The organism is Actinomyces sp. HMT897 (genome assembly GCF_016626125.1).
Taxonomy (GTDB): domain Bacteria; phylum Actinomycetota; class Actinomycetes; order Actinomycetales; family Actinomycetaceae; genus Actinomyces.
In genome coordinates, this window is the sequence record NZ_CP067336.1 from 1,419,449 (window position 1) to 1,438,159 (window position 18,711).

14 protein-coding genes are annotated in these 18,711 nt (G+C 71.6%); 5 read left to right on the top strand and 9 right to left on the bottom strand.

The genetic code is table 11. From position 1 onward, the window contains the following. The 3 genes from JJJ15_RS05745 to JJJ15_RS05755 all read right to left on the bottom strand — a co-directional run bounded on the left by JJJ15_RS05745 (nucleotide 1) and on the right by JJJ15_RS05755 (nucleotide 2,610). On the bottom strand, nucleotides 1–1,398 hold the full coding sequence (locus JJJ15_RS05745; protein WP_246742180.1) for a hypothetical protein: 1,398 nt from the start codon (nucleotides 1,396–1,398) through the stop codon (nucleotides 1–3). Nucleotides 1,399–1,404: 6 nt separating this feature from the next. Then, entirely contained in the window at nucleotides 1,405–1,842 is a 438-nt protein-coding gene (locus JJJ15_RS05750) for a hypothetical protein (protein ID WP_200511745.1), read from the bottom strand. 399 nt (nucleotides 1,843–2,241) lie between these two features. Continuing rightward, nucleotides 2,242–2,610 (bottom strand): hypothetical protein, encoded by a 369-nt coding sequence (locus JJJ15_RS05755; protein WP_200511746.1) that lies wholly within the window; start codon nucleotides 2,608–2,610, stop codon nucleotides 2,242–2,244. Nucleotides 2,611–2,632: 22 nt separating this feature from the next. Here JJJ15_RS05755 and JJJ15_RS05760 point away from each other — a divergent pair, with 22 nt between their 5' ends. Beyond that, complete coding sequence (locus tag JJJ15_RS05760) at nucleotides 2,633–3,175, top strand: hypothetical protein (RefSeq protein WP_246742181.1); 543 nt, start codon at nucleotides 2,633–2,635, stop codon at nucleotides 3,173–3,175. A 104-nt stretch (nucleotides 3,176–3,279) separates the two neighbouring features. Here the strand turns inward: JJJ15_RS05760 and JJJ15_RS05765 are convergent, their stop codons facing one another. The 5 genes from JJJ15_RS05765 to ispF all read right to left on the bottom strand — a co-directional run bounded on the left by JJJ15_RS05765 (nucleotide 3,280) and on the right by ispF (nucleotide 10,252). Then, nucleotides 3,280–4,683 carry a solute carrier family 23 protein gene (locus JJJ15_RS05765; RefSeq protein WP_200511747.1) on the bottom strand — a complete coding sequence of 468 codons (1,404 nt, stop codon included), beginning with the start codon at nucleotides 4,681–4,683 and terminating at the stop codon, nucleotides 3,280–3,282. A 376-nt stretch (nucleotides 4,684–5,059) separates the two neighbouring features. Continuing rightward, nucleotides 5,060–6,304, bottom strand: a complete 1,245-nt coding sequence (locus tag JJJ15_RS05770) for a hypothetical protein (RefSeq protein ID WP_106109854.1) — start codon at nucleotides 6,302–6,304, stop codon at nucleotides 5,060–5,062. 526 nt (nucleotides 6,305–6,830) lie between these two features. Continuing rightward, on the bottom strand, nucleotides 6,831–7,826 hold the full coding sequence (gene rlmB, locus JJJ15_RS05775) for a 23S rRNA (guanosine(2251)-2'-O)-methyltransferase RlmB (RefSeq protein WP_200511748.1): 996 nt from the start codon (nucleotides 7,824–7,826) through the stop codon (nucleotides 6,831–6,833). 51 nt (nucleotides 7,827–7,877) lie between these two features. Next, the gene (cysS, locus tag JJJ15_RS05780) at nucleotides 7,878–9,425 is read right to left on the bottom strand and encodes a cysteine--tRNA ligase (protein WP_200511955.1); all 1,548 of its coding nucleotides are present in this window, start codon (nucleotides 9,423–9,425) and stop codon (nucleotides 7,878–7,880) included. 260 nt (nucleotides 9,426–9,685) lie between these two features. Beyond that, a complete protein-coding gene (ispF, locus tag JJJ15_RS05785) occupies nucleotides 9,686–10,252 on the bottom strand; it encodes a 2-C-methyl-D-erythritol 2,4-cyclodiphosphate synthase (protein ID WP_200511749.1) in 567 nt (188 codons plus the stop codon). A 786-nt stretch (nucleotides 10,253–11,038) separates the two neighbouring features. Between ispF and JJJ15_RS05790 the strand changes: the two genes are divergently transcribed. Next, on the top strand, nucleotides 11,039–12,526 hold the full coding sequence (locus JJJ15_RS05790; protein ID WP_200511750.1) for a methyltransferase domain-containing protein: 1,488 nt from the start codon (nucleotides 11,039–11,041) through the stop codon (nucleotides 12,524–12,526). Nucleotides 12,527–12,686: 160 nt separating this feature from the next. Here the strand turns inward: JJJ15_RS05790 and JJJ15_RS05795 are convergent, their stop codons facing one another. Further along, nucleotides 12,687–14,030 (bottom strand): chemotaxis protein, encoded by a 1,344-nt coding sequence (locus JJJ15_RS05795; RefSeq protein ID WP_200511956.1) that lies wholly within the window; start codon nucleotides 14,028–14,030, stop codon nucleotides 12,687–12,689. A 976-nt stretch (nucleotides 14,031–15,006) separates the two neighbouring features. On the opposite strand from JJJ15_RS05795, the gene JJJ15_RS05800 reads away from it, so the two are divergent. The 3 genes from JJJ15_RS05800 (at nucleotide 15,007) to JJJ15_RS05810 (ending at nucleotide 18,610) form a co-directional block, all read left to right on the top strand. After that, a complete protein-coding gene (locus JJJ15_RS05800) occupies nucleotides 15,007–16,299 on the top strand; it encodes a serpin family protein (RefSeq protein WP_200511751.1) in 1,293 nt (430 codons plus the stop codon). 195 nt (nucleotides 16,300–16,494) lie between these two features. Continuing rightward, entirely contained in the window at nucleotides 16,495–17,817 is a 1,323-nt protein-coding gene (locus tag JJJ15_RS05805) for a serpin family protein (RefSeq protein WP_200511752.1), read from the top strand. A 238-nt stretch (nucleotides 17,818–18,055) separates the two neighbouring features. Then, nucleotides 18,056–18,610 (top strand): GNAT family N-acetyltransferase, encoded by a 555-nt coding sequence (locus JJJ15_RS05810; RefSeq protein ID WP_200511753.1) that lies wholly within the window; start codon nucleotides 18,056–18,058, stop codon nucleotides 18,608–18,610. Nucleotides 18,611–18,711 lie beyond the last annotated feature (101 nt).

Sequence of the window (18,711 nt, forward strand, 5' to 3'; positions counted from 1 at the left end):
CTACCCCTCCCCGCTCATAACCGACGACATACCTACCAGGTCGTACTCCTGGGCCAGTCCGGCCTGGTGCAGGGCCTGCATCTGGGAGTCGTCGATCTTCATATTCCCGACCTTCGTGGTCTTCCCCTCGTCCCAGTTGTAGCGGTCGGCCACGTGGACGCGGTAGTTGTACTTGTAGGTCCAGTCGGGTCTGCCATTGGCCGGGTCGGGTGGGTAGACGGTGACGGTGCCGTCCGTGCAGGCCTGGTAGCCTCCCAGGGCCAGGAACCAGTTCATGCTCCCGCTCTGACTGGCGTACTCCGGCTCCCACGGGGTGGTGAAGGGGTAGGTCACCGGGCCGGTAGCCCCTGAGGTCTTAGCGGCCTCCACCGCATCCGCGGCCATTTTCTCGGCGGCATTCTTGGCGTTAACAGGTAGGTCGGGAAGGTCCGTGAGCATACGGTCCACGTTGACGCCCTGCGGGGTGCCGGTGTTGTCGAGGTAGTGGGTCAGGTTCTTCGAGGCGTCCGGCAGGGTGAAGGTGAGCGCTTTAGCGATCCTAAGAGCGCACCCGTGAACGAAGTGGTCCACCGGGTCAGAAGGACGCTGCGCATAGGGGCCCGACCCCTCGTACTCGGAGTCGCCCTGGTAGTCCCAGGCGTCAACGCCGGGCATATTCGCGTGCTCACCAGGGACCGGCTTGCCGAGCCCCGGGCCCCCGAAACTCTTCCGCCCGGGCCTCCTGTGCCCTCTAAGAATAAGAGGATGTTTAGGAAATATGTCCACGTACTTGAGCAGGGGTAAGAACGCGGGCCCGAGGCCCAGAAGAAATATCGTGACGAAATAGGCCGTGGTCGGGCGGCCGGGACTGGGTGGTGGTGGCGGTGGGGCTGCTGCTGCAATGTTGGTCAGGGCGTTTGTGAGGTCATTGTCGACCTGGTCGGCGTAGGCGGTGGTGTCGCGGACCATGAGGGCCAGCTCCTGGGCCTGGGCGGCGGCCTGGGCCGCCTCCAGGGCAGCCCGACCGGGTAGGCCGCCCGGCCCGGGCCCCGCCGCGGTGCCGTCCTGCGGGCTGAGCGTGACGGCGCCGTCGGGGCAGAGGGTGACCAGGGGGTGGGAGGCGGCGTAGTCCTGGCAGGCCAGGACACGGCGCCGGACCTCGGCCACGCCCTGGGCGGCCTCGTCCACCCCCCGGGCCAGGGACCGCAGCGCCTCCACCAGGTCCGCGCAGGAGTCGTTGCACTCCCTCAAGGCACCCCGGGCGGCCTCCACGCCCTGGCCCTCGGACAGGACCTGGCGCTCAGCCGACTGGGCGTCACCCAGGGCCTGGTCCACCTTACGGGTCAGGGACCGCAGGTCGTAGAACGCCTCCTCCAGCACCCCCGCGTCCCACAGGCACACGTCAGACCACGCGACCACCGCATCTCACCCCAGCCTCTGACGCAGCCGCTCAAAGGCCTCGGACACCCCGGGGGAGTCCTCCACCGCGCCAGGAGCCTGCCCGGGGGCGAGACCACCGGTAGGACCGCCCTCCCCCACGCCGGTACCGCCCAGGGCGGCTCCCGCGCCCAGGCCCGCTCCCGCCCGGGCCAGGGCCCCGGCCTGGGCGTCGTCATCGGCCCGGTAGGCAGCCGCCATGGCCCGCACCCCGGCCGACACGGCCCCGTACCGGCCCTCCAGGCCGCTCAGCCAGTCCCCCACCGCACCGGAGGCCGCAGCACAGGCCCCGCAGGCACGCGCACCGGGCACACCCGAGGCGACACGCCCCACCACACCCGCCTCCAGGCCACCCAGGTCCTCCCCGACCCAGCCCACCTGGTCACGTAACCTCTCCAGGTCACCGTCGACAATATGCAGATCCACCACCAGCAACCTCCAAGAGATTAGGAAACGAGGAAAGAGAAGACAAACAGGAAACAGACCACCAAGCGACCCACTACATAAAGTAGCCCAGAACACACACCCTGTCAACGGATTCGACGGACCCGGTAGATGTGATCTAAGGCACTACAAGGGTGTCAACCTCGACACCCCACCGCCGCACCCTGCCCGGGCCGTCATGACAGGGACCTGGGCGGCCATGTAGTCGGCAAGATCCGCACGTGCCCGGGTCGTCATTGACCCCGGACGCCCAGGTGCGGGGGTCCCCAGCAAGATCCGCACGTGCCCGGGCCGCCAGCACTCATTGCGCGTTCGGACAGCCGGTGCGCAGCAAGTGGGCCGCCAGCACCGGAATACTGTAGGGACGAGCACGCGCCCGTCTCAGGGCCGCAGGACCGAGCCGTCCTCGCTGACCCGGCTCACGGCCACCGCGTGACGCAGGGCGATGGTCTCCGCGGTCGCCACGGCCCTGGCGGCGCCGTCCCAGGAGACACTGACATAGACGTGGTTGGGGCCAAAGCTGTAGTCCGTGGCCGGCAGGTCGCCCAGCACCTCCTCATCGACCCGGTCCGGGCCGTTAACCGGGGGGAAGATCTGGTGCATGTCCTCATAGAAGGCCCGCAGCGCCGGCGTCGTGACCGCCGGGTCGCAGGAGTTGCCGTCGACCCCCTCCACCTGCTCGGTCAGCCATGCCGACAGCCCGTCATCGCTGACCGCTGAAGGGGTGAAGACGAGGATGTCATAACTCATAGGTGCAGGCTACCGTCATCATATGGACATGCACGACGCGCCGCCGCAGAGCACCCCGAGCCAGCCCGCCCGGCAGGCAGCCGCGCGCCGTTTCATGACCTGGGAGGTGGGTGTGGCCAGGGTCGAGCACGACCGCTCCTCCGTGAGCCCGCAGCGGGTCGCCGACGAGCTGCGTAACCAGCTGACCCACCCCGGCTACCTCGACGGCCAACGGCGCTTCTCCCTGGGGGCACGGGCCCTGGCCGACGACGTCATGGACCTGGCCCAGGAGGACCCCGACGACCTGGCCACCTCCAACTACATGCAGTGCGCCGGGTCAGCCACGGCCATGACCGTCGAGGTCCGGGTCTCCAGCCCTACCGGCTTCAACCACTACGCCGTCAGCCGGATCCCCGTTGCCGACGCCGACGCCTGGAACGAGCTGTCCGTGGACAACGGACGCATTACCCTGCGCCTCCACCCCGAGGAGGTCCTCAGCGGCCAGGAGGCTGCCGAGATCTTCCGCGCCTACGTCGTTGACGGCACCCTGCCACCCGCTGAGCTCCTGCGCGACCTGCAGCTCTGAGCCCCTCGGCCACGCCACGCCCGTTGGCCGCCACGCCCCTCGGCCGCCACGCCCGTCCGGCCGCGCCTGACGCATACCGCAGGCGGGGCGGCAGCACCCGGGCCCTACTCGGTGACCGCCTTGCGCCGCGTGGCGTAGGCCTGCCCCTCCAGCTCGGTCCCCGCGGGCGCGGAGGCCGGGGAGGCCTGCTCCAGGATGGTGCCCCGCAGGCGGGAGATCCAGCGCATGACGTGGTAGACCACGATCGCCGCGCCGCTGCCCAGGGCGATCCCCTCAAAGCTCATCCGCCCCCACACCAGGGTGTAGTTGGCGACCGCCACCACCATGGACACGGCAGCGGTATTGAGGTTGACCGGGTCGGAGAAGTCCACCCGGTTCTGCACCCAGATACGCACACCCAGCATGCCGATCATGCCGTACAGGACCGTGGCGGCCCCACCCAGCACCCCCGCCGGGATAGTGGCAATGACCTGCCCGAACTTGGGCAGCATGGACAGGCCCAGGGCAGCCAGGGCGGCCACCACGTAGGCGGCCGTGGAGTAGACGCGGGTAGCCGCCATGACCCCGATGTTCTCCGCGTAGGTCGTGGTGCCCGAGCCGCCCCCGGAACCCGCCAGGACGGTGGACACGCCGTCAGCCAGGAGGGCGCGGCCGGTGACGTCGTCGAGGTTCTCCCCGGTCATGGCCGACACGGACTTCACGTGCCCCACGTTCTCGGCGACGAGCACCAGGACCACCGGCACGAACAGCCCCAGCAGGCTCACGTCAAAGGCGGGGGCCCTCAAGGTCGGGACACCCACCCACCCGGCGTGGGAGATGGCGGAGAAGTCAATCTCACCGCGCACCCAGGCGGTCACGTAGCCCACCAGGACACCCAGCAGAATGGCCAGACGCCCCACAATCCCCTTGAACAGCACCGTAATGAGCAGGATCGCCACAATAGTGACGACCGCCGTCACCGGCGCGCTCCTGACATTGGTCCAGGCGGCCGGAGCCAGGTTGAAGCCGATAAGGGACACAATGGCGCCGGTGACCACCGGGGGCATGAGCCGGTCGATCCAGCTGGCACCCACCAGGGTCACCACCAGGCCGATAGCCGCCAGTGTGGCACCCGCGGCAATAATCCCGCCCTGGGCCAGGGACGCCTTGGCCGCGTCCAGGGTGCCGCCGCCCCCGGACACGTAGCCGGTCACCGCGCCAATAGGGGCGATGAGCGCGAAGGAGCTGCCCAGGTAGGAGGGCAGACGCCCGGAGGTGACCCCCAGGAACAGCAGGGTGCCCAGGCCCGTGAAGAACAGGGTGGTGGCCGGGTCGAAGCCGGTCAGCAGCGGCACCAGGAAGGTCGCGCCGAACATGGCGACCACGTGCTGGACGCCGATACCGATCGTGCGCGGCCAGGTCAGGCGCTCACCAGGGGCCACGACCTCCCCGGGGGCGATGGAACGGCCGTCGCCGTGAAGACGCCACCCCCGAGATCGGCTCCTGGACGGCGTGGTAGGTGCAGGCACAGCGGTCTCCTGTCGTGCTCGGGGAAGGCGGGAACGACGTCGTCCGCCCCTGGGCCCGGCGACGGCGCTCACCGCGACAGGAACTGGCACTCCTGCCAGGTGGCCAGTGTAGCGGGCTCCGGGTACCGCCCCTGACCAGGAGGGATCCGTCCACCGGAAGGCGTGGTCCGCACCGGGTGCTGCCAGGAGGCACCGGTCCCGCCAGAGGCCGGGGGCGAGCCCGGCCGAAGGGCCCGTCGCACCGCCTGGGCCCGGTCGGGCCTGTCGGACGGCCAGGCGGTTACAGCCGTGGCAGCACGGGACGCCGGGGCCCGGGCAGGCCTGCTCCTGTGCAGTCCGCCACCCCGTGGACCCCTCGGGCCTGCCTACAGGCGCGTCAGGCCCCCAGCTCCTCGGCCACGAGCGCCATCTCCTCGTCGGCCCGCCGACGCAGCTCACGGTGGCGCGTCACCGAGGCCATGGACGCCTCCAGCACGGAGTTGACCACCATGAGGGAGCCGACGACCACCATGCCCACGGGGAGCTCACCCGTACGCGCCCGCCGACGCAGGGCCCGGTTAATGAGCAGGCCACCGAGCCCGACCCCGGCCAGGGCACCCAGGCGCACCAGCCAGGGCATCTCGGTGACGGTACGCACATAGCCGCGCACGTAGGCCGAGCCGGGGGTCGCCGGGTCACGCAGCATCATGCCCACACTGCGGCCCACCGCGTTGGACAGGCCCCTGGGCTCGTGGACGACGGCACCGGGGACCTCGTCGGGGGCCAGGCGCCCGGAGAGCACGGCCTCGACCCAGGCGGGCAGGCCCAGGGCCTCCACCATGGCACGCAGGCCGTCCTCACCGGGGGTGGCCAGGGCCTCGGCCGCCGCCTGGGCGTCCGCCCCGGGGACGGCGGCGGCAATGGCGGAGGCGTCGGTGACGTCGGCGAGGAACTCCTCGGCCCGGGCGCGCAGGGCCGGTCCGGGCTGCTCGACGCCGCCCCAGACGTAGCGCGACCGCATGCCCCAGGAGTAGACGGCGTCGTCGTCCGGGTCCCCGGTGGTCACGGCGCGCACCCGCAGGTCCCCGTCCTGGGACTCCAGGACCAGGGCCGGCAGGGACTCCTCGTCCCAGCCCAGGGCACCCAGGTCCAGTCCCTCACCGGTGTACATGACCACGCGCCGGTCCAGGGCGGGCAGGCTGACCACCGCCAGGGGCCGCTCCAGGAGCGTGGACTGCAGGGGGACGGTGTAGGCGCTCAACGGGGAGACGACCACGGCGCGCAGGGTGGCCGGGTCAGGCTCCCGGACGGCGTCGTGGGTGGCCTCACGCGGCAGGTCGTGGAAGGAGGCGGGGCCGATGACGGCGTCGGCGTGGAAGTGCCGGGCCAGGCGTTCCGTCAGCTCGGAGACCCCCAGGCCCGCGACGACACCACCACGCGCGGGCGGGGTGACGGCCACCCGGCCCTCGGCGTCGGTCAGGAGCGTCAGGGACAGGAGGTGCTCCGTAGCCGGATACCACTCCAGGCGGGCGAGGACCCGCTCCTGGTCCAGGACGGCCGCGACCTCCTCGGAGGTGGTCCCGGGTGCAATGAGAACACCCTCAGTACGGTTCCAGCGCTGGTTGGCCTCGGTGGCGGACATGCACGCCCTCCTGTCTGTCAGGTAACTGGGCCTATTGTGTCAGGTTCTACGCCACTTCGGCAGCCCACGCGCCCCGAGCGCCGTCCCAGGGGGCCGACGCCGGGAGCCCACCGCCCCCGCCAGGCTGCTGGCACAGGTCTGGGACGACCACTTACGGCCGGTAACGGGAGCCCGTTGGTGCTGGGAGGCTGCCGGTACCATGCGCGCCGGCACCGGGCCAGTACCGCGAAGCCCGCCAGTGCCGGGGTCCTGTCAGGAGCGGTCCCGGGCTGAGGCTGGCTCACGCCAGTGCGGCCCCGCGCGAAGTTGCACATTCATCCCGGGGGCGCTGGCAGGGCACTGGCGTGATTCCAACGTTCTACGCCCCTGGGCGGAGGTCGGGAGCAGAATGAATGTGCAACTCGGTCGCTGTTGCACATTCATCACTGTCCCCGGCACCCGCACCGTCAGGCAAATCCGCGTGATCACGCCGTTTTATGATCGCCGAATGTAAAAAGAATGTGCAACTCGGCCCCAGGGCGGGCCACTAGCTCCCGGCCTGCGCGGCCCGGCGCAGGCGGTCCACCTCGTACAGGGCGATACCCGTGGCCACGGCCGCGTTGAGGGACTCCACCTTGGTCGCAATGGGGATGGAGGCAATGACGTCGCAGGTCTGACGCACCAGGCGGGACAGGCCCGTCCCCTCGGCCCCGGTGACCACCACCAGCGGGGCGTCGGCCAGGGTGAGCTCTTCCACGAGGGTCTCGCCCCCGCCGTCGAGCCCGACCACGAAGCAGCCCTCCTTCTTGAGACGCTCCAGGGTGCGTACCAGGTTGGTCTCACGGGCCACGCGCACGCGGGCGGCGGCCCCGGCGGATACCTTCCACGCCGTCGCGCTCACCCCGGCGCTGCGCCGCTCGGGGATAATGACGCCGTCGGCCCCGAAAGCCCCGGCACTGCGCAGCACGGCCCCCAGGTTGTGGGGGTCGGTGACCTGGTCCAGGGCCACGAGCAGCGGGGTGTGACCCAGGGCCCGGGCGCGCTCCAGCAGCAGGTCGGCGTCGGTGTACTCGTAGGCGGGGATCTCAATGGCCACGCCCTGGTGGGCGGCGCCCTCGGTCAGCGCCTCCAGGTCCAGCCTGGTGGTCTCCAGGACAGGGGCCCCCACGAGGACGGCGCGGCGCACCACCGCCCCCAGGCGGTCGTCGGACTCGGCGGACACGGCCATAAAGACCCGGGAGATGGGCACACCGGCGCGGGCGGCCTCGGCGGCGGCGTTGCGTCCGCAGACGATCTCGTGGTCCTCGGGCACGCCGAAGCGGCGCCTGATCTTCTCCAGCTGCCTGGCCCGTGTGGGCTGGGCGGCACGGGCCTCGGCGCGGGCCCTCGCCCGGGCCTTGGGGTGGCCCACGCGGTCCTCGGCACGCGGGGTGGGGCCCTTGCCCTCCAGGCCCTGGCGACGGTTGCCTCCCGAGCCCTTGGTAGGGCCCTTCTTGCTCCCGGGCCTGCGTCGGGCACCGTGCGGGCGGTCGTTTCCTGGCATTGCTGATCTCCTTGTCGTGGCTGGTTGGTGACGCCCCGGGGCGTCGGAGCCTCAGGCCAGGTGCCAGCGGGCCCCGGCGGGCGAGTCCTCCACCACGACGCCAGCAGCCGCGAGCCTGCTGCGCAGGGCGTCGGCCCGTGCCCAGTCCTTGGCGGCACGGGCCTGGGCACGCTCGTCCAGGTCGTGCTGGACGAGCTGGCCCAGGGCCTTGAGCGCGGCGTCCTGCCCCTTCCGGGAGTCCGGGCCCAGGACGGTGGCGCGCCAGGGGGCGGACAGGGGGTCCAGGCCCAGGACGTCGAGCATGGAGCGCAGGTCCAGGGCCCGCTCACGCACCAGGTCGCCCACGGTGGTGACCTCCGTGCGCTGCGTGCCCAGGGCCTCCAGCTCGTCCCTGGTCAGGGGCCTGGCCGCGTCGTCCCCCGGGGTGAAGGCCGTGTTGAGCCGCTTGAGGGCGGCGTGGACCTCCGCCATGGCCCCGGCGAGGCCCAGGTCCTCGTCCATGGCCGCGGTAAAGGCCCTTGGCAGCGGGCGCTCGCGCAGGGCGGCGGCCGGGACGTCAACAGCGTGCGTGCCGTCGTAGTCCAGGGCCCGCACGACCGCTGAGGACAGGCGCCTCCACAGGGCCGCGGCGTCGGCGAGGGTCTCCTCGGAGAACTCCACGGTGGAACGGTGGTGGACGGTGCCCAGGGCCAGGCGCAGCACGGCGGCGTCGTAGGTTCTCAGCAGCTCGGCCACGATCAGGGAGTTGCCCAGCGACTTGCTCATCTTCTCGCCCTTGACGGTGACCCAGGCGTTGTGGACCCAGTGGCGGGCGAACCCCCAGCCAGCGCCGTGGGACTGGGCCTGCTCGTTCTCGTGGTGGGGGAAACGCAGGTCGATGCCGCCACCGTGGATGTCGAACTCGTCACCCAGGTAGCGGCGGGACATGGCCGAGCACTCCAGGTGCCAGCCGGGCCGGCCCCGCCCCCAGGGGGAGTCCCAGGAGGCGTCGGCCGGCTCGGTGGGCTTGGCGGCCTTCCACAGGGCGAAGTCGCGCGGGTCCCGCTTGTCGGCCTCGACGTCGTCGTCTATCTGGGACTCGTCCTCGGTGGTGGCCAGGTCCTCCAGGCGCTGGTTGGTCAGCGAGCCGTAGTCGGGCAGGGAAGCCACCGAGAAGTAGACGTTGCCACGCTCGCCGATGTAGGCGTGGCCGGCGTCGAGCAGACGCCGCACCAGGTCGATCATCTCCGGGACGTGCCCGGTGGCGCGCGGCTCGTAGGTGGGCGGGGCCACACCGAGCGCCCGGTAGGCGGCGTCGAACTCGCGCTCGTGGCGCTGGGCCCAGGCCCACCAGGGCACGGGGGGCTCGGCCGCCGCGGACCTGGCCAGGATCTTGTCGTCAATGTCGGTGACGTTACGGATGAGGCGTACCTCCTGGCCGCAGCGCTCCAGCCAGCGGCGCAGCACGTCAAAGGCGATGGCGCTGCGCATGTGCCCAATGTGCGGGGAGCCCTGGACGGTGGCACCACACAGGTAGATCGTGACCATTCCGGGCGTGACGGTGGGCGCCAGGGGGACGACGGCGCGGGCGGCCGAGTCGTACAGGCGCAGGGACGGCATGCCAGGCTGGAGATCACTCACGGCCCAAACATACCCGCCCCCCGCGGCCCGGTCCCGGGGCAGGTGCGGGGCCGCGCGCACCCGGGTGTGGGCGGTAGACAGCGCCATGTGCCCGGTCCCTGGGCGGGTGCGGGGACCACGACCGGCGGCTTTATGACCGGCTTCTTCCCCACCGGTCCCGGGGCGGGTGCGGGGGCCACACCAACTCCGTGATCCGCGCCAGCGACGAGATGCCGGTCCCGGGGCGGGTGCGGGGCCGCCTATCCCGGGTAGACCAGGGCGGTGGCGACCGCCAGGAGCCCCTCCCCGCGCCCCAGGAACCCGAGGTGGTCGGTGGTGGTGGCGGAGAAGGACACCGGGGCGCCCACCGCCCGGCTCAGGGCCGCACCGGCCTCGGCGGCGCGGCCGGACACCCGGGGCCGCTCACCCACGAGCTGGACCGCGACATTGCCGATCTCAAAACCGGCCTCGCGCACCCGTCGTGCCGCCTCGGCCAGGAGGACCGCCCCGGCAGCCCCCTTCCACCGGGGCTCGGAGGTGCCGAAGTTGCTCCCCAGGTCCCCCAGCCCGGCGGCCGAGAAGAGGGCGTCGGCACAGGCGTGGGCCACCACGTCGCCGTCGGAGTGCCCCGACAGCCCCACCTCACCGGGCCACTCGAGGCACGCCAGGCGCAGGGGCGTCCCCGAGTCCGGCGCGGCGAAGGCGTGGACGTCCGTCCCGATGCCCGTGCGCGGCAGGACGACCGGGCCGTCGGCCGCGGCCGGGCCCGTCCGGACGTCGTCGGGCACGGCGGAGGGGTCAGATAGTGTGATAATGAGCTCACTCATGACCCCAGTCTGCCCTCTTTCACGGGCGGGAGGCGCGCTCAGTACCTGGTCACCTGCCGAATGAGCCCATTCGCCCCCCATCTCCCAGCAGCTTCCCAGGCATATATAGGGTCTTCTCACAGGCAGGAGGCGTTGTATTGTTCTTGCCGCCGGACGGAACGGGTCGCGAGGGTTGGGGAACCCGACGACCTACCCTGACCGAGCACTGTACGGGTCCAAGGGAGCCCGCACGGAGCGTTCTGGCGAAGGAGGGAGCTCCCCCAGGAATGGGAACCCGGGAGCGAGCCCCTCGACGACGAAGGCCCGCGGGCCGAGGTAGACCTCGGACGCGGGCCTCGTCATATTCTCCGGCGGGCGCAGGTTCTCCGGCGGGTGCAGGCGCGTACCCACCTGGACACAGGTGTGTACCCACTGCCTCGACCCGGATCGACCATAAAGGCCAGAAAGCCTCACTACAATAATATAGAAATATCACACCCACATAAAATGGTCCATAAATCCCAGAAAACGCCGGACGACTCCACCGAGGAGGACAGCCTCCCCACAATCACACAGCAGGATACTGCCGCCCAGGTCGCCTGCGAAGCACCTCCGGGCCACCGCTCTGGGGCCTGGGCTCGGCCGGGGTTTTCTGGGTCGGTTGGGGCGGTCGCGGCGGCGTCCGCCCCCACAGACCTATAAGTGATATTTGTCACATGAGTTCGGTGAGGGTTGTGTCCGCCCCCGCGCCGGACGCCGTTGGCAGCCTCGCACAACCGGTACGCAGCCCAGGAAGACAGGAGACACATGGGACGCCCACCACGCCCGACGACGGGCCGTGCCCGCTCGGCCCCCTCCCGACGGGTCCTCTCCCGACGGGCGCCCTCACGGACGGCCTGCTCCCTGCACGACGCCGGGGCCTGCCGCTCCTGCCCGGACCTGGCGCGCCCCCTCCCCGAGCAGCTGGCCGCCAAGCAGGCGCAGGTGGCCGGTCTCCTGGCCGACGGACCCGCCCCGGTCCCTCGTGACGCCTGGCTCCCGCCAGCTGGCAGCGCCCCGACCGGTTTCCGCAACAAGGCCAAGATGGCGGTCTCCGGGAGCGTGTCCGCCCCCGTCCTGGGGCTGGCCGACCGCTTCGGGGGCAGTCTGGACCTGCGCGGCTGCCCGCTCCACGTGGACGCGATCCAGGAGTCGCTGCCGGTCCTGGGCCAGCTCGTTACCGGGCTCGGCCTGGCGCCCTACCACATTGCGACCGACCGGGGGGAGCTGAAGTACCTCCTCCTGACCGCCTCGCCGACGGGGGCGCTCATGGTCCGCTGGGTCCTGCGCTCCCACCGGCACGTGGGGACGCTGCGTCGGGCGCTGCCGCGGATCCGCCGGGCCCTGCCGCAGCTTGAGGTCATGAGCGCCAATATCCAGCCGGTCCGCCAGGCCGTGCTGGAGGGTGAGGAGGAGATCCTCCTGGGGCTGGCGGAGGGGATGTCCGACCGCCTCCAGATGGACCTGCTCCTACCAGCGCAGGACGTTCCCGGACGGCCGGGGGGCAGGAAGGCAGAGGAGACGGTGCTGCCCCTGCTGCTGCCCACCCGCTCCTTCTTCCAGACGAACACCGCCGTGGCCGAGGAGCTCTACGCCACTGCCCGCCAGTGGGCGGCCCAGTGGGCGTCGAGGCGGCGGGCCGACGCCGGGTGGGCCGACGCCGGACGGGCTGGTACCGGGTGGATGGCAGGCGGGCGGGCCGGGGCCGACGCTGGGCGGGCCGGTGCCGGCAGCGAGCGGGGCGCCGTCCCTTTGCACCTGTGGGACCTCTTCTGCGGAGTCGGCGGTTTCGCCCTGGCGCTGGCCTCGCACCCGGCCCTGCACGGCGCGCAGGTACGCGGCGTGGAGCTCTCGGCGTCGGCCATCCACGGGGCCCAGGCCTCCGCCCGCCTCATGGGCCTGGACCCGCGACGGGTGTGGTTCGAGGCCGGTGACGCCCGGGTCCTGGACCCGAGGTCCGGGGACGTGCCGGACCTGCTCGTGGTCAACCCTCCCCGGCGCGGGATCGGGCCCGACCTGGCGCAGCGTATCGAGGCCAGCGGGGTGAGGCGGGTCCTCTACTCCTCCTGCAACCCGTCATCCCTGGTCAGCGACCTGGCGGCCATGCCCTCGCTGCGGGTGAGACGGGCACGGTTGTTTGACATGTTCCCCCATACCGGCCACGCCGAGGTCCTGGTCGAGCTGGGCCGGTCCGGGAGCGGTGGTGGCCGCGACGGGCGGTCCCGTGGCCTGAGAGCCGGGTGGCCTGAGAGTTAGGCGGCCTGAGCCGGGCGGGACCACCTCGGCCCCCAAAGGCGCGGCCACGCGGTCCGGGGCGAGTGAGGCAGGGGTCCTGAACAAGTACCGTTCTCACGGCAAACAAGTACCGTTCTCGCGAGCAATAAGTACCGTTCTCGCGGGGAGGGGCTGGGCGGCCTCAGAGCTCGGCCAGCGCCTCGCGTACCTGGCGCAGCCTCTCCCGGAGGTCCTCGGCCTCGTAGGGGACCGCCAGGTCGCGCACGGCACCGGCCAGGTCGGCCAGGTCGAGCGCCTCGGGGAAGCCGTCATCGAGCAGGGCCCGGGCGGCGTCCACGCTCTGGCACCTCCCGGCACCGGCCCGCGCGGCCGTCTCCAGGAGGTCCAGCAGCGGGGCGTGGGTGGCAGTCAGGGCCTGTGCGACGGCGTCGAGGTCACCCCCGACCAGCTCGCGGCGGGCATCGAGCAGGGCGAGCCGGTCGGTCAGGCTGGCGGCGCCGTCGGACAGGGCCGAGACGAGCTCCGCCAGGGAGCCCACCGCGTCGTTCTCCTCCAGCGCGTCCTGCCCGTCCAGGATCTGGAGGGCGAAGAACCCTGCCGCCAGGTTGTGCAGGCGGGTCAGGGCGATGCCGAAGCGGACGGAGTCCACGTCCCCACGCAGCTCGGTGATCTGCCCGGCCAGGGGGCGCAGCTCCTCAAAGCACTCCAGGACGAGGGAGTCGACCTGCCGGTAGCGCAGACGGACGGCGTCAGCCTCCCCTGGGGCCAGGCGCCCCACGTCGGCGACGACACCGCGCAGGCTCTCGCGCAAGCGGCCCAGGCGGTCGGACAGGGCGGTGACCGCGCTGGCACGACGCCCCAGGAGCCCCACGAGACGGGCGAGCACGTCCAGGAGGGAGACCATCCCCGCGGTGCCCTCCTCGATCCCGTCCATCTGGGCCAGGATGGTGGCGACCGGCCCGGTGGCGTCAGGGCGGCGGGGGATATTGACCCCCGAGGCGACCAGGGCGGCGACCTCGGCGGGCAGGGTCTGACGGGTGAAGTCCACGGTGCCGCGGTAGCCCAGGGCGCCCAGCTCGGCCAGGAGGGCGGCCTGCCCGGCGGCGGCGACCTCCCGGCGGGTGGAGCCGGAGGCGGCGGAGGCGGCCTCTACCTCGCGGACGCGGGTGTAGGCGGCCTCGACGGCGTCGCGCAGACCGGTGAGCATGGGCAGGGTGCGCACCGAGAGGTAGCCGTCCCCGCTGGGGACGATGGTGGCGAAGACCCGGTAGCGCCCGCGGTCTGAGGAGCGGTTGGTGATGTAGGCGCTGGCGGCGTTCCCGGCCTCCAGGTCCTCCCAGATGGAGCGGAAGGCCCCGGCGGGCATGTCGGGGTGACGCACCACGTTGTGGGCGCGCCCCACCAGCGCCCCCCGCGGGTAGCCGGACAGGCGCATAAAGATCGCGTTGGCGCGACGGATACGGCCAGCGGAGTCCGTGGTGGAGAAGAAGAGCTCGTCGGCGGTGTAGGTGTGCTCGTCGGGCAGGACGGTGGGCGCCCCGCTGGGGACCGGCGCGGGGACGGGCACAGCCGGGGTGGCGGGTACGGGCCGGACCTCGGTGAGGGTCGGCACGGGCGGGAGGGAGGTGGCTGGAGCGGCTGGTGCGTGGGTAGCCGGTGTGGGGGTAGCAAGTGCAGGGGCGGCTGACGTGGGGGTGGCCCGTGCGAGGGCCGCCGGTGCGGGAGTGGCTGGCGCGGTGTGGTCGGGTGTGACAGAGGCGGCGTCGGTCATGGTTGCCTTCCTTGGCGAAGTTGGGACGTTCGGCCTGCCCCACAGGGTACTCGACGCTCCCCGGGCGGCCGTCACCGGCACCTGCACATTCATCCTGGAGCCGGTGGCGAGCCAGTGGCGTCATTCCAACGGTTTCCCGGCCCGGGAGGCGGAGGTGGGCAGGATGAATGTGCAACTTGGGCGCCGTTGCACATTCATCCTGGTTTCCGGGCCCCGAGCTGCCTGATGAATCCACGCGATTAAGCCGTTTACTGATCGCTGATTGTAAAAAGAATGTGCAACTCGGCCCGGGGCGCCCACCAGGGGCCAGCTCCGGGCGCTCTCAGGGGTGGGCAACCAGGGTAGTGGGCGACTAGACCCCGAAAAGCCAGCTCCCAGCGCTCCCAAGGGTGGGGGCCCAGGGGCGATGCCCCTACCGAGGGCCCGGCCAGCTCCCGGCGCTCTCGGGGATGGGACGGAGTCCTCGGTGGGCGTGGCCGAGGTCGGCCAGCTCCGGGTGCCCAGGTGGGGGGTCACGGGAGAGGACGTGCGGGCAGACCCCCACGCGCCAGCTCCGGGTGCCCAGGTGGGGGTGTAGCCTCCGGCTATGAGACTGCGCACACGTCTGCTCCCGCCGCCCGTCATTTGGGAAGAGACGCGTCCCCGTCGCTCCCGTCCCTCGGTGGAGGCCTGCCCGCGTCTGCCGCCAGCACCAGGGGTGCCCCTGACCTCTGCTGTGGCGCGTGAAACCGTGTCCCTGGACAGCGTACGCACCTCCCTGGCCGACGTCGTGGCCGCCTGCGACGATCTGGGGGCTCAGCTCCTGGGCCACCTCATGGCCGAGGCTCCTGGGACCAACATCCTAGTCTGTCCCCTGGGCCTGGCCCTGGCGCTGGCCCTGGTGGCCGACGGCGCCACGAACGCCGCCACCCAGGGCTACGACCGCCTCCTGGGAGCAGGAGGGCGGGACCGGGACCGGGCCTGGTCGGCCGTCCAGACCGCCCTGGGACGCTACGACCGCTCCCTGGACGGCTTCGACCCCGGCAAGCCCCCTGAGACGCCCCTGGTGCACGTGGCCAACCACGTGGTCGTGGTCGACCGTGAGGAGGTGGCGGTCAGCCAGGCCTACCTGGACACAGTCCTGCGCTGGTTCTCCGCCCAGGTCGAGAAGGTCCCCGTAGGCGACCTGACAGCCAACCTCAGCGCCTGGGCCCAGGAGCACACGGCCGGGCTGATCAAGAAGACCGGCATCGAGGTCACCGGCGACACCGCCCTGGTCCTCCAGAACGCCCTGCTCTTCGCCGCCCGCTGGAGCACGCCCTTCAATGCCGAGGGCACCGCGGAGGACACCTTCACCCGGGCCGACGGCTCCACCACCCGGGCACAGTTCATGAACGACACCCGCACCATCCCCTACGCCCGCGGCCGGGACTGGGCCGCCGTACGCCTGGACTACCAGGACGGGCAGGGCGGAGGGTGGCCCCGTGGGCAGGGCCTGGCCATGGACGTCGTCCTGCCCCGACGGCGGACCAGCCCCGCCGACCTGCCCCCTGCCACCTGGGCCCAGGCCTCCGCCGCCCTGGACCGGGCAGCCGGGCTGGACCGGGCAGTTGAGGTGGGTCGGGTGGAGGTGGCTGGGCTGGACCAGGCCACGAGTCCAGGTCGGGCGGAGGTGGCCGGGCCGGGGATGAAGGGCCCGGACTACCGCAGGGTCAGGATCGCCCTGCCCGTGCTGGACCTGGTCTCCGGGCCCGTCGAGCTCCTGGAGATGCTCAAGGCGCTGGGCCTGGACGCCTCCAGCCTGGACGGGATCGCCCTCGGGCTGTCTATTAGCCAGGTGGTCCAGCAGGTACGCCTCCTGGTGGACGAGGAGGGCACCGTCGCCGCGGCCCTGACGGAGGCGGCAATCATGGATGGGTGCGCGCCTGTCCAGGACGATCCCACCGACTTCATCGTCAACCGCCCCTACGTGCTGCGCCTGCGCGACCTGGCCACCGGGACCACCTTGGTTCAGGCCGCCGTCATGGACCCCACCACCTCCTGACACACCCAGGTTGGTCCCGCGCCCCCGTTCTCGCGAGCAATAAGTACCGTTCTCACGGCAAACAAGTACCGTTCTCACGACGAATAAGTACCGTTCTCGCGGAAGGGGGCGGAAGGGGGCGGGAGGGGAAGAACGGGGAGGGCAGGCCCGGGGTGGTACGTACCAGTGACACCAGTCTCCTGATAGCCTCTTAGTATGAGTCCGCACACACGCCAGCCGAGTCGTCGTTCCCTCCTGGCCCTGGCCGCGCTGGCCCCGACGGCGAGCGCCCTCCTCGCCTCGTGCTCCTCCTCGGCCACGGGCACGCCCCTGACCTCCACGGTCACCCGTGAGACCGTGTCCCTGGACAGTGTACGCACCTCCCTGGCCGACGCCGTGACCGCCTGCGACGAGCTGGGGGCGCAGCTCCTGAACCACCTGCTGACCCAGAGCCCCGGCACCAACGCCCTGGCCTCCCCGCTCAGCCTGGCCCTGGCGCTGGCCCTGGTGGCCGACGGCGCCACGGACGCCACCACCCAGGGCTACGACAAGCTCCTGGGAGTCAGCGGTCAGGAACGCGACCAGACCTGGTCGGCCGTCCAGACCGCCCTGAACCGCAACGACCGCTCCCTGGACGGCTTCGACCCCGGCAAGCCCCCTGAGACGCCCCTGGTGCACGTGGCCAACCACGTGGTCGTGGTCGACCGTAAGGACCTTACCGTCAGCCAGACCTACCTGGACACCGTCCTGCGCTGGTTCTCCGCCCAGATCGAGAAGGTCCCCCTAGGCGACCTGGCGGACAACCTCAGTAAGTGGGCCGACAAGAACACCGCCGGGCTGATCAAGAAGACCGGCATCCAGGTCACCAGCGACACCGCCCTGGTCCTCCAGAACGCCCTGCTCTTCGCCGCCCAGTGGGACACGCCCTTCAAGGCCGAGGACACCAGGGAGGGCACCTTCACCCGGGCCGACGGCTCCACCACCCAGACCAAGTTCATGCACGGCACCCGCACCATCCCCTACGCCTACGGCCAGGGCTGGGCCGCCGTACGCCTGGGCTACCAGGGCGGGGAGCTCGACGGGCAGGGCCTGGCCATGGACGTCGTCCTGCCCAACCAGGGCACCAGCCCCGCCGACCTGCCCCCCGCCACCTGGGCCCAGGCCTCCGCCGCCCTGGACCAGGCCGCGGCAGGCCCGGACCAGAACGAGGTCAAGATCGTCCTGCCCAAGCTCGACCTGACCTCCGGGCCCGTCGAGCTCCTGGAGATGCTCAAGGCGCTGGGCCTGGACACCTCCAGCCTGGACGGGATCGCCCTCGGGCTGTCCATTAGCCAGGTGGTCCAGCAGGTGCGCCTCCTGGTGGACGAGGAGGGCACCGTCGCCGCCGCCCTGACGGAGGTGGGCCTCACGGCCGGGGCCGCCCCCGACCAGAGCAAGCCCATTGACTTCGTCGTGGACCACCCCTACGTGCTGCGCCTGCGCGACCTGGCCACCGGGACCACCCTGGTCCAGGCCGCCATTATGGGCCCCACCGCCTAGGGGCACCGGGGTAGCCCCTGTCTGGCCTCCGCGCTCACCAAGCTCTACAGCCACCACCTAAGGACCGGGGTAGGGGGTAGCCCGACCGGCGGGCGCACTCCCCTGCGTCGAGCCCCCACAGGGCCGGGTGCCGCGCACGTGGCCTGATCCCCGGGCGCCACGCCCGCGCCTCCGCCCCACCGCCCAGGGCGGGGATGTGGAACAGTAGGTGCGTTCGTCCCCATCCGAAAGGCACGTCATGAGCGTTGAGCTGGTCACCTCCTCCACCCCCGAGCTCGTCGAGGCAATGGAGCGCCTCATCCCGCAGCTCTCCCGCACCGCCCCGGCCCTGACCGCGCAGCAGTGCGCGGACCTGGTGGCCCAGCCCGGCGTCTTCCTCTTCGTCTTCAGGCCCGACGCCGACGCACCGACAGGGGCCGCCAGCCAGGCTGGCTCAGACGGGCAGGAGGCCGCTGGCCAGGCCAGCCCGGGCGCCCAGGGGGCCGGGGCCAGGGCCGGGGCCGGGACTGCTCCCGGGGCAGCCGCGCCGATCCTGGGCATGCTCACCCTGGCGACCTTCACCATCCCCACGGGCCTGCGCGCCTGGGTCGAGGACGTGGTCGTGGACGGCCAGGCCCGCGGCCGAGGCGCCGGGCAGGCCCTGGTGGAGGCCGCCGTCGCCCACGCCACGAGTATTGGCGCCCGTACCGTGGACCTCACCAGCCGTCCCAGCCGTGAGGCCGCCAACCGCCTCTACCGCCGGGCGGGCTTCGAACTGCGCGAGACGAACGTCTACCGCTACAAGCAGTCCTAACACCTCCTGCGGCGCGCGAACATGTGGGACGTACCTTAGTTATAGGGAACGTACCTTAGCCGCGGGGGACGTACCTTAGTTATAGGGGACGTACCTTAGTT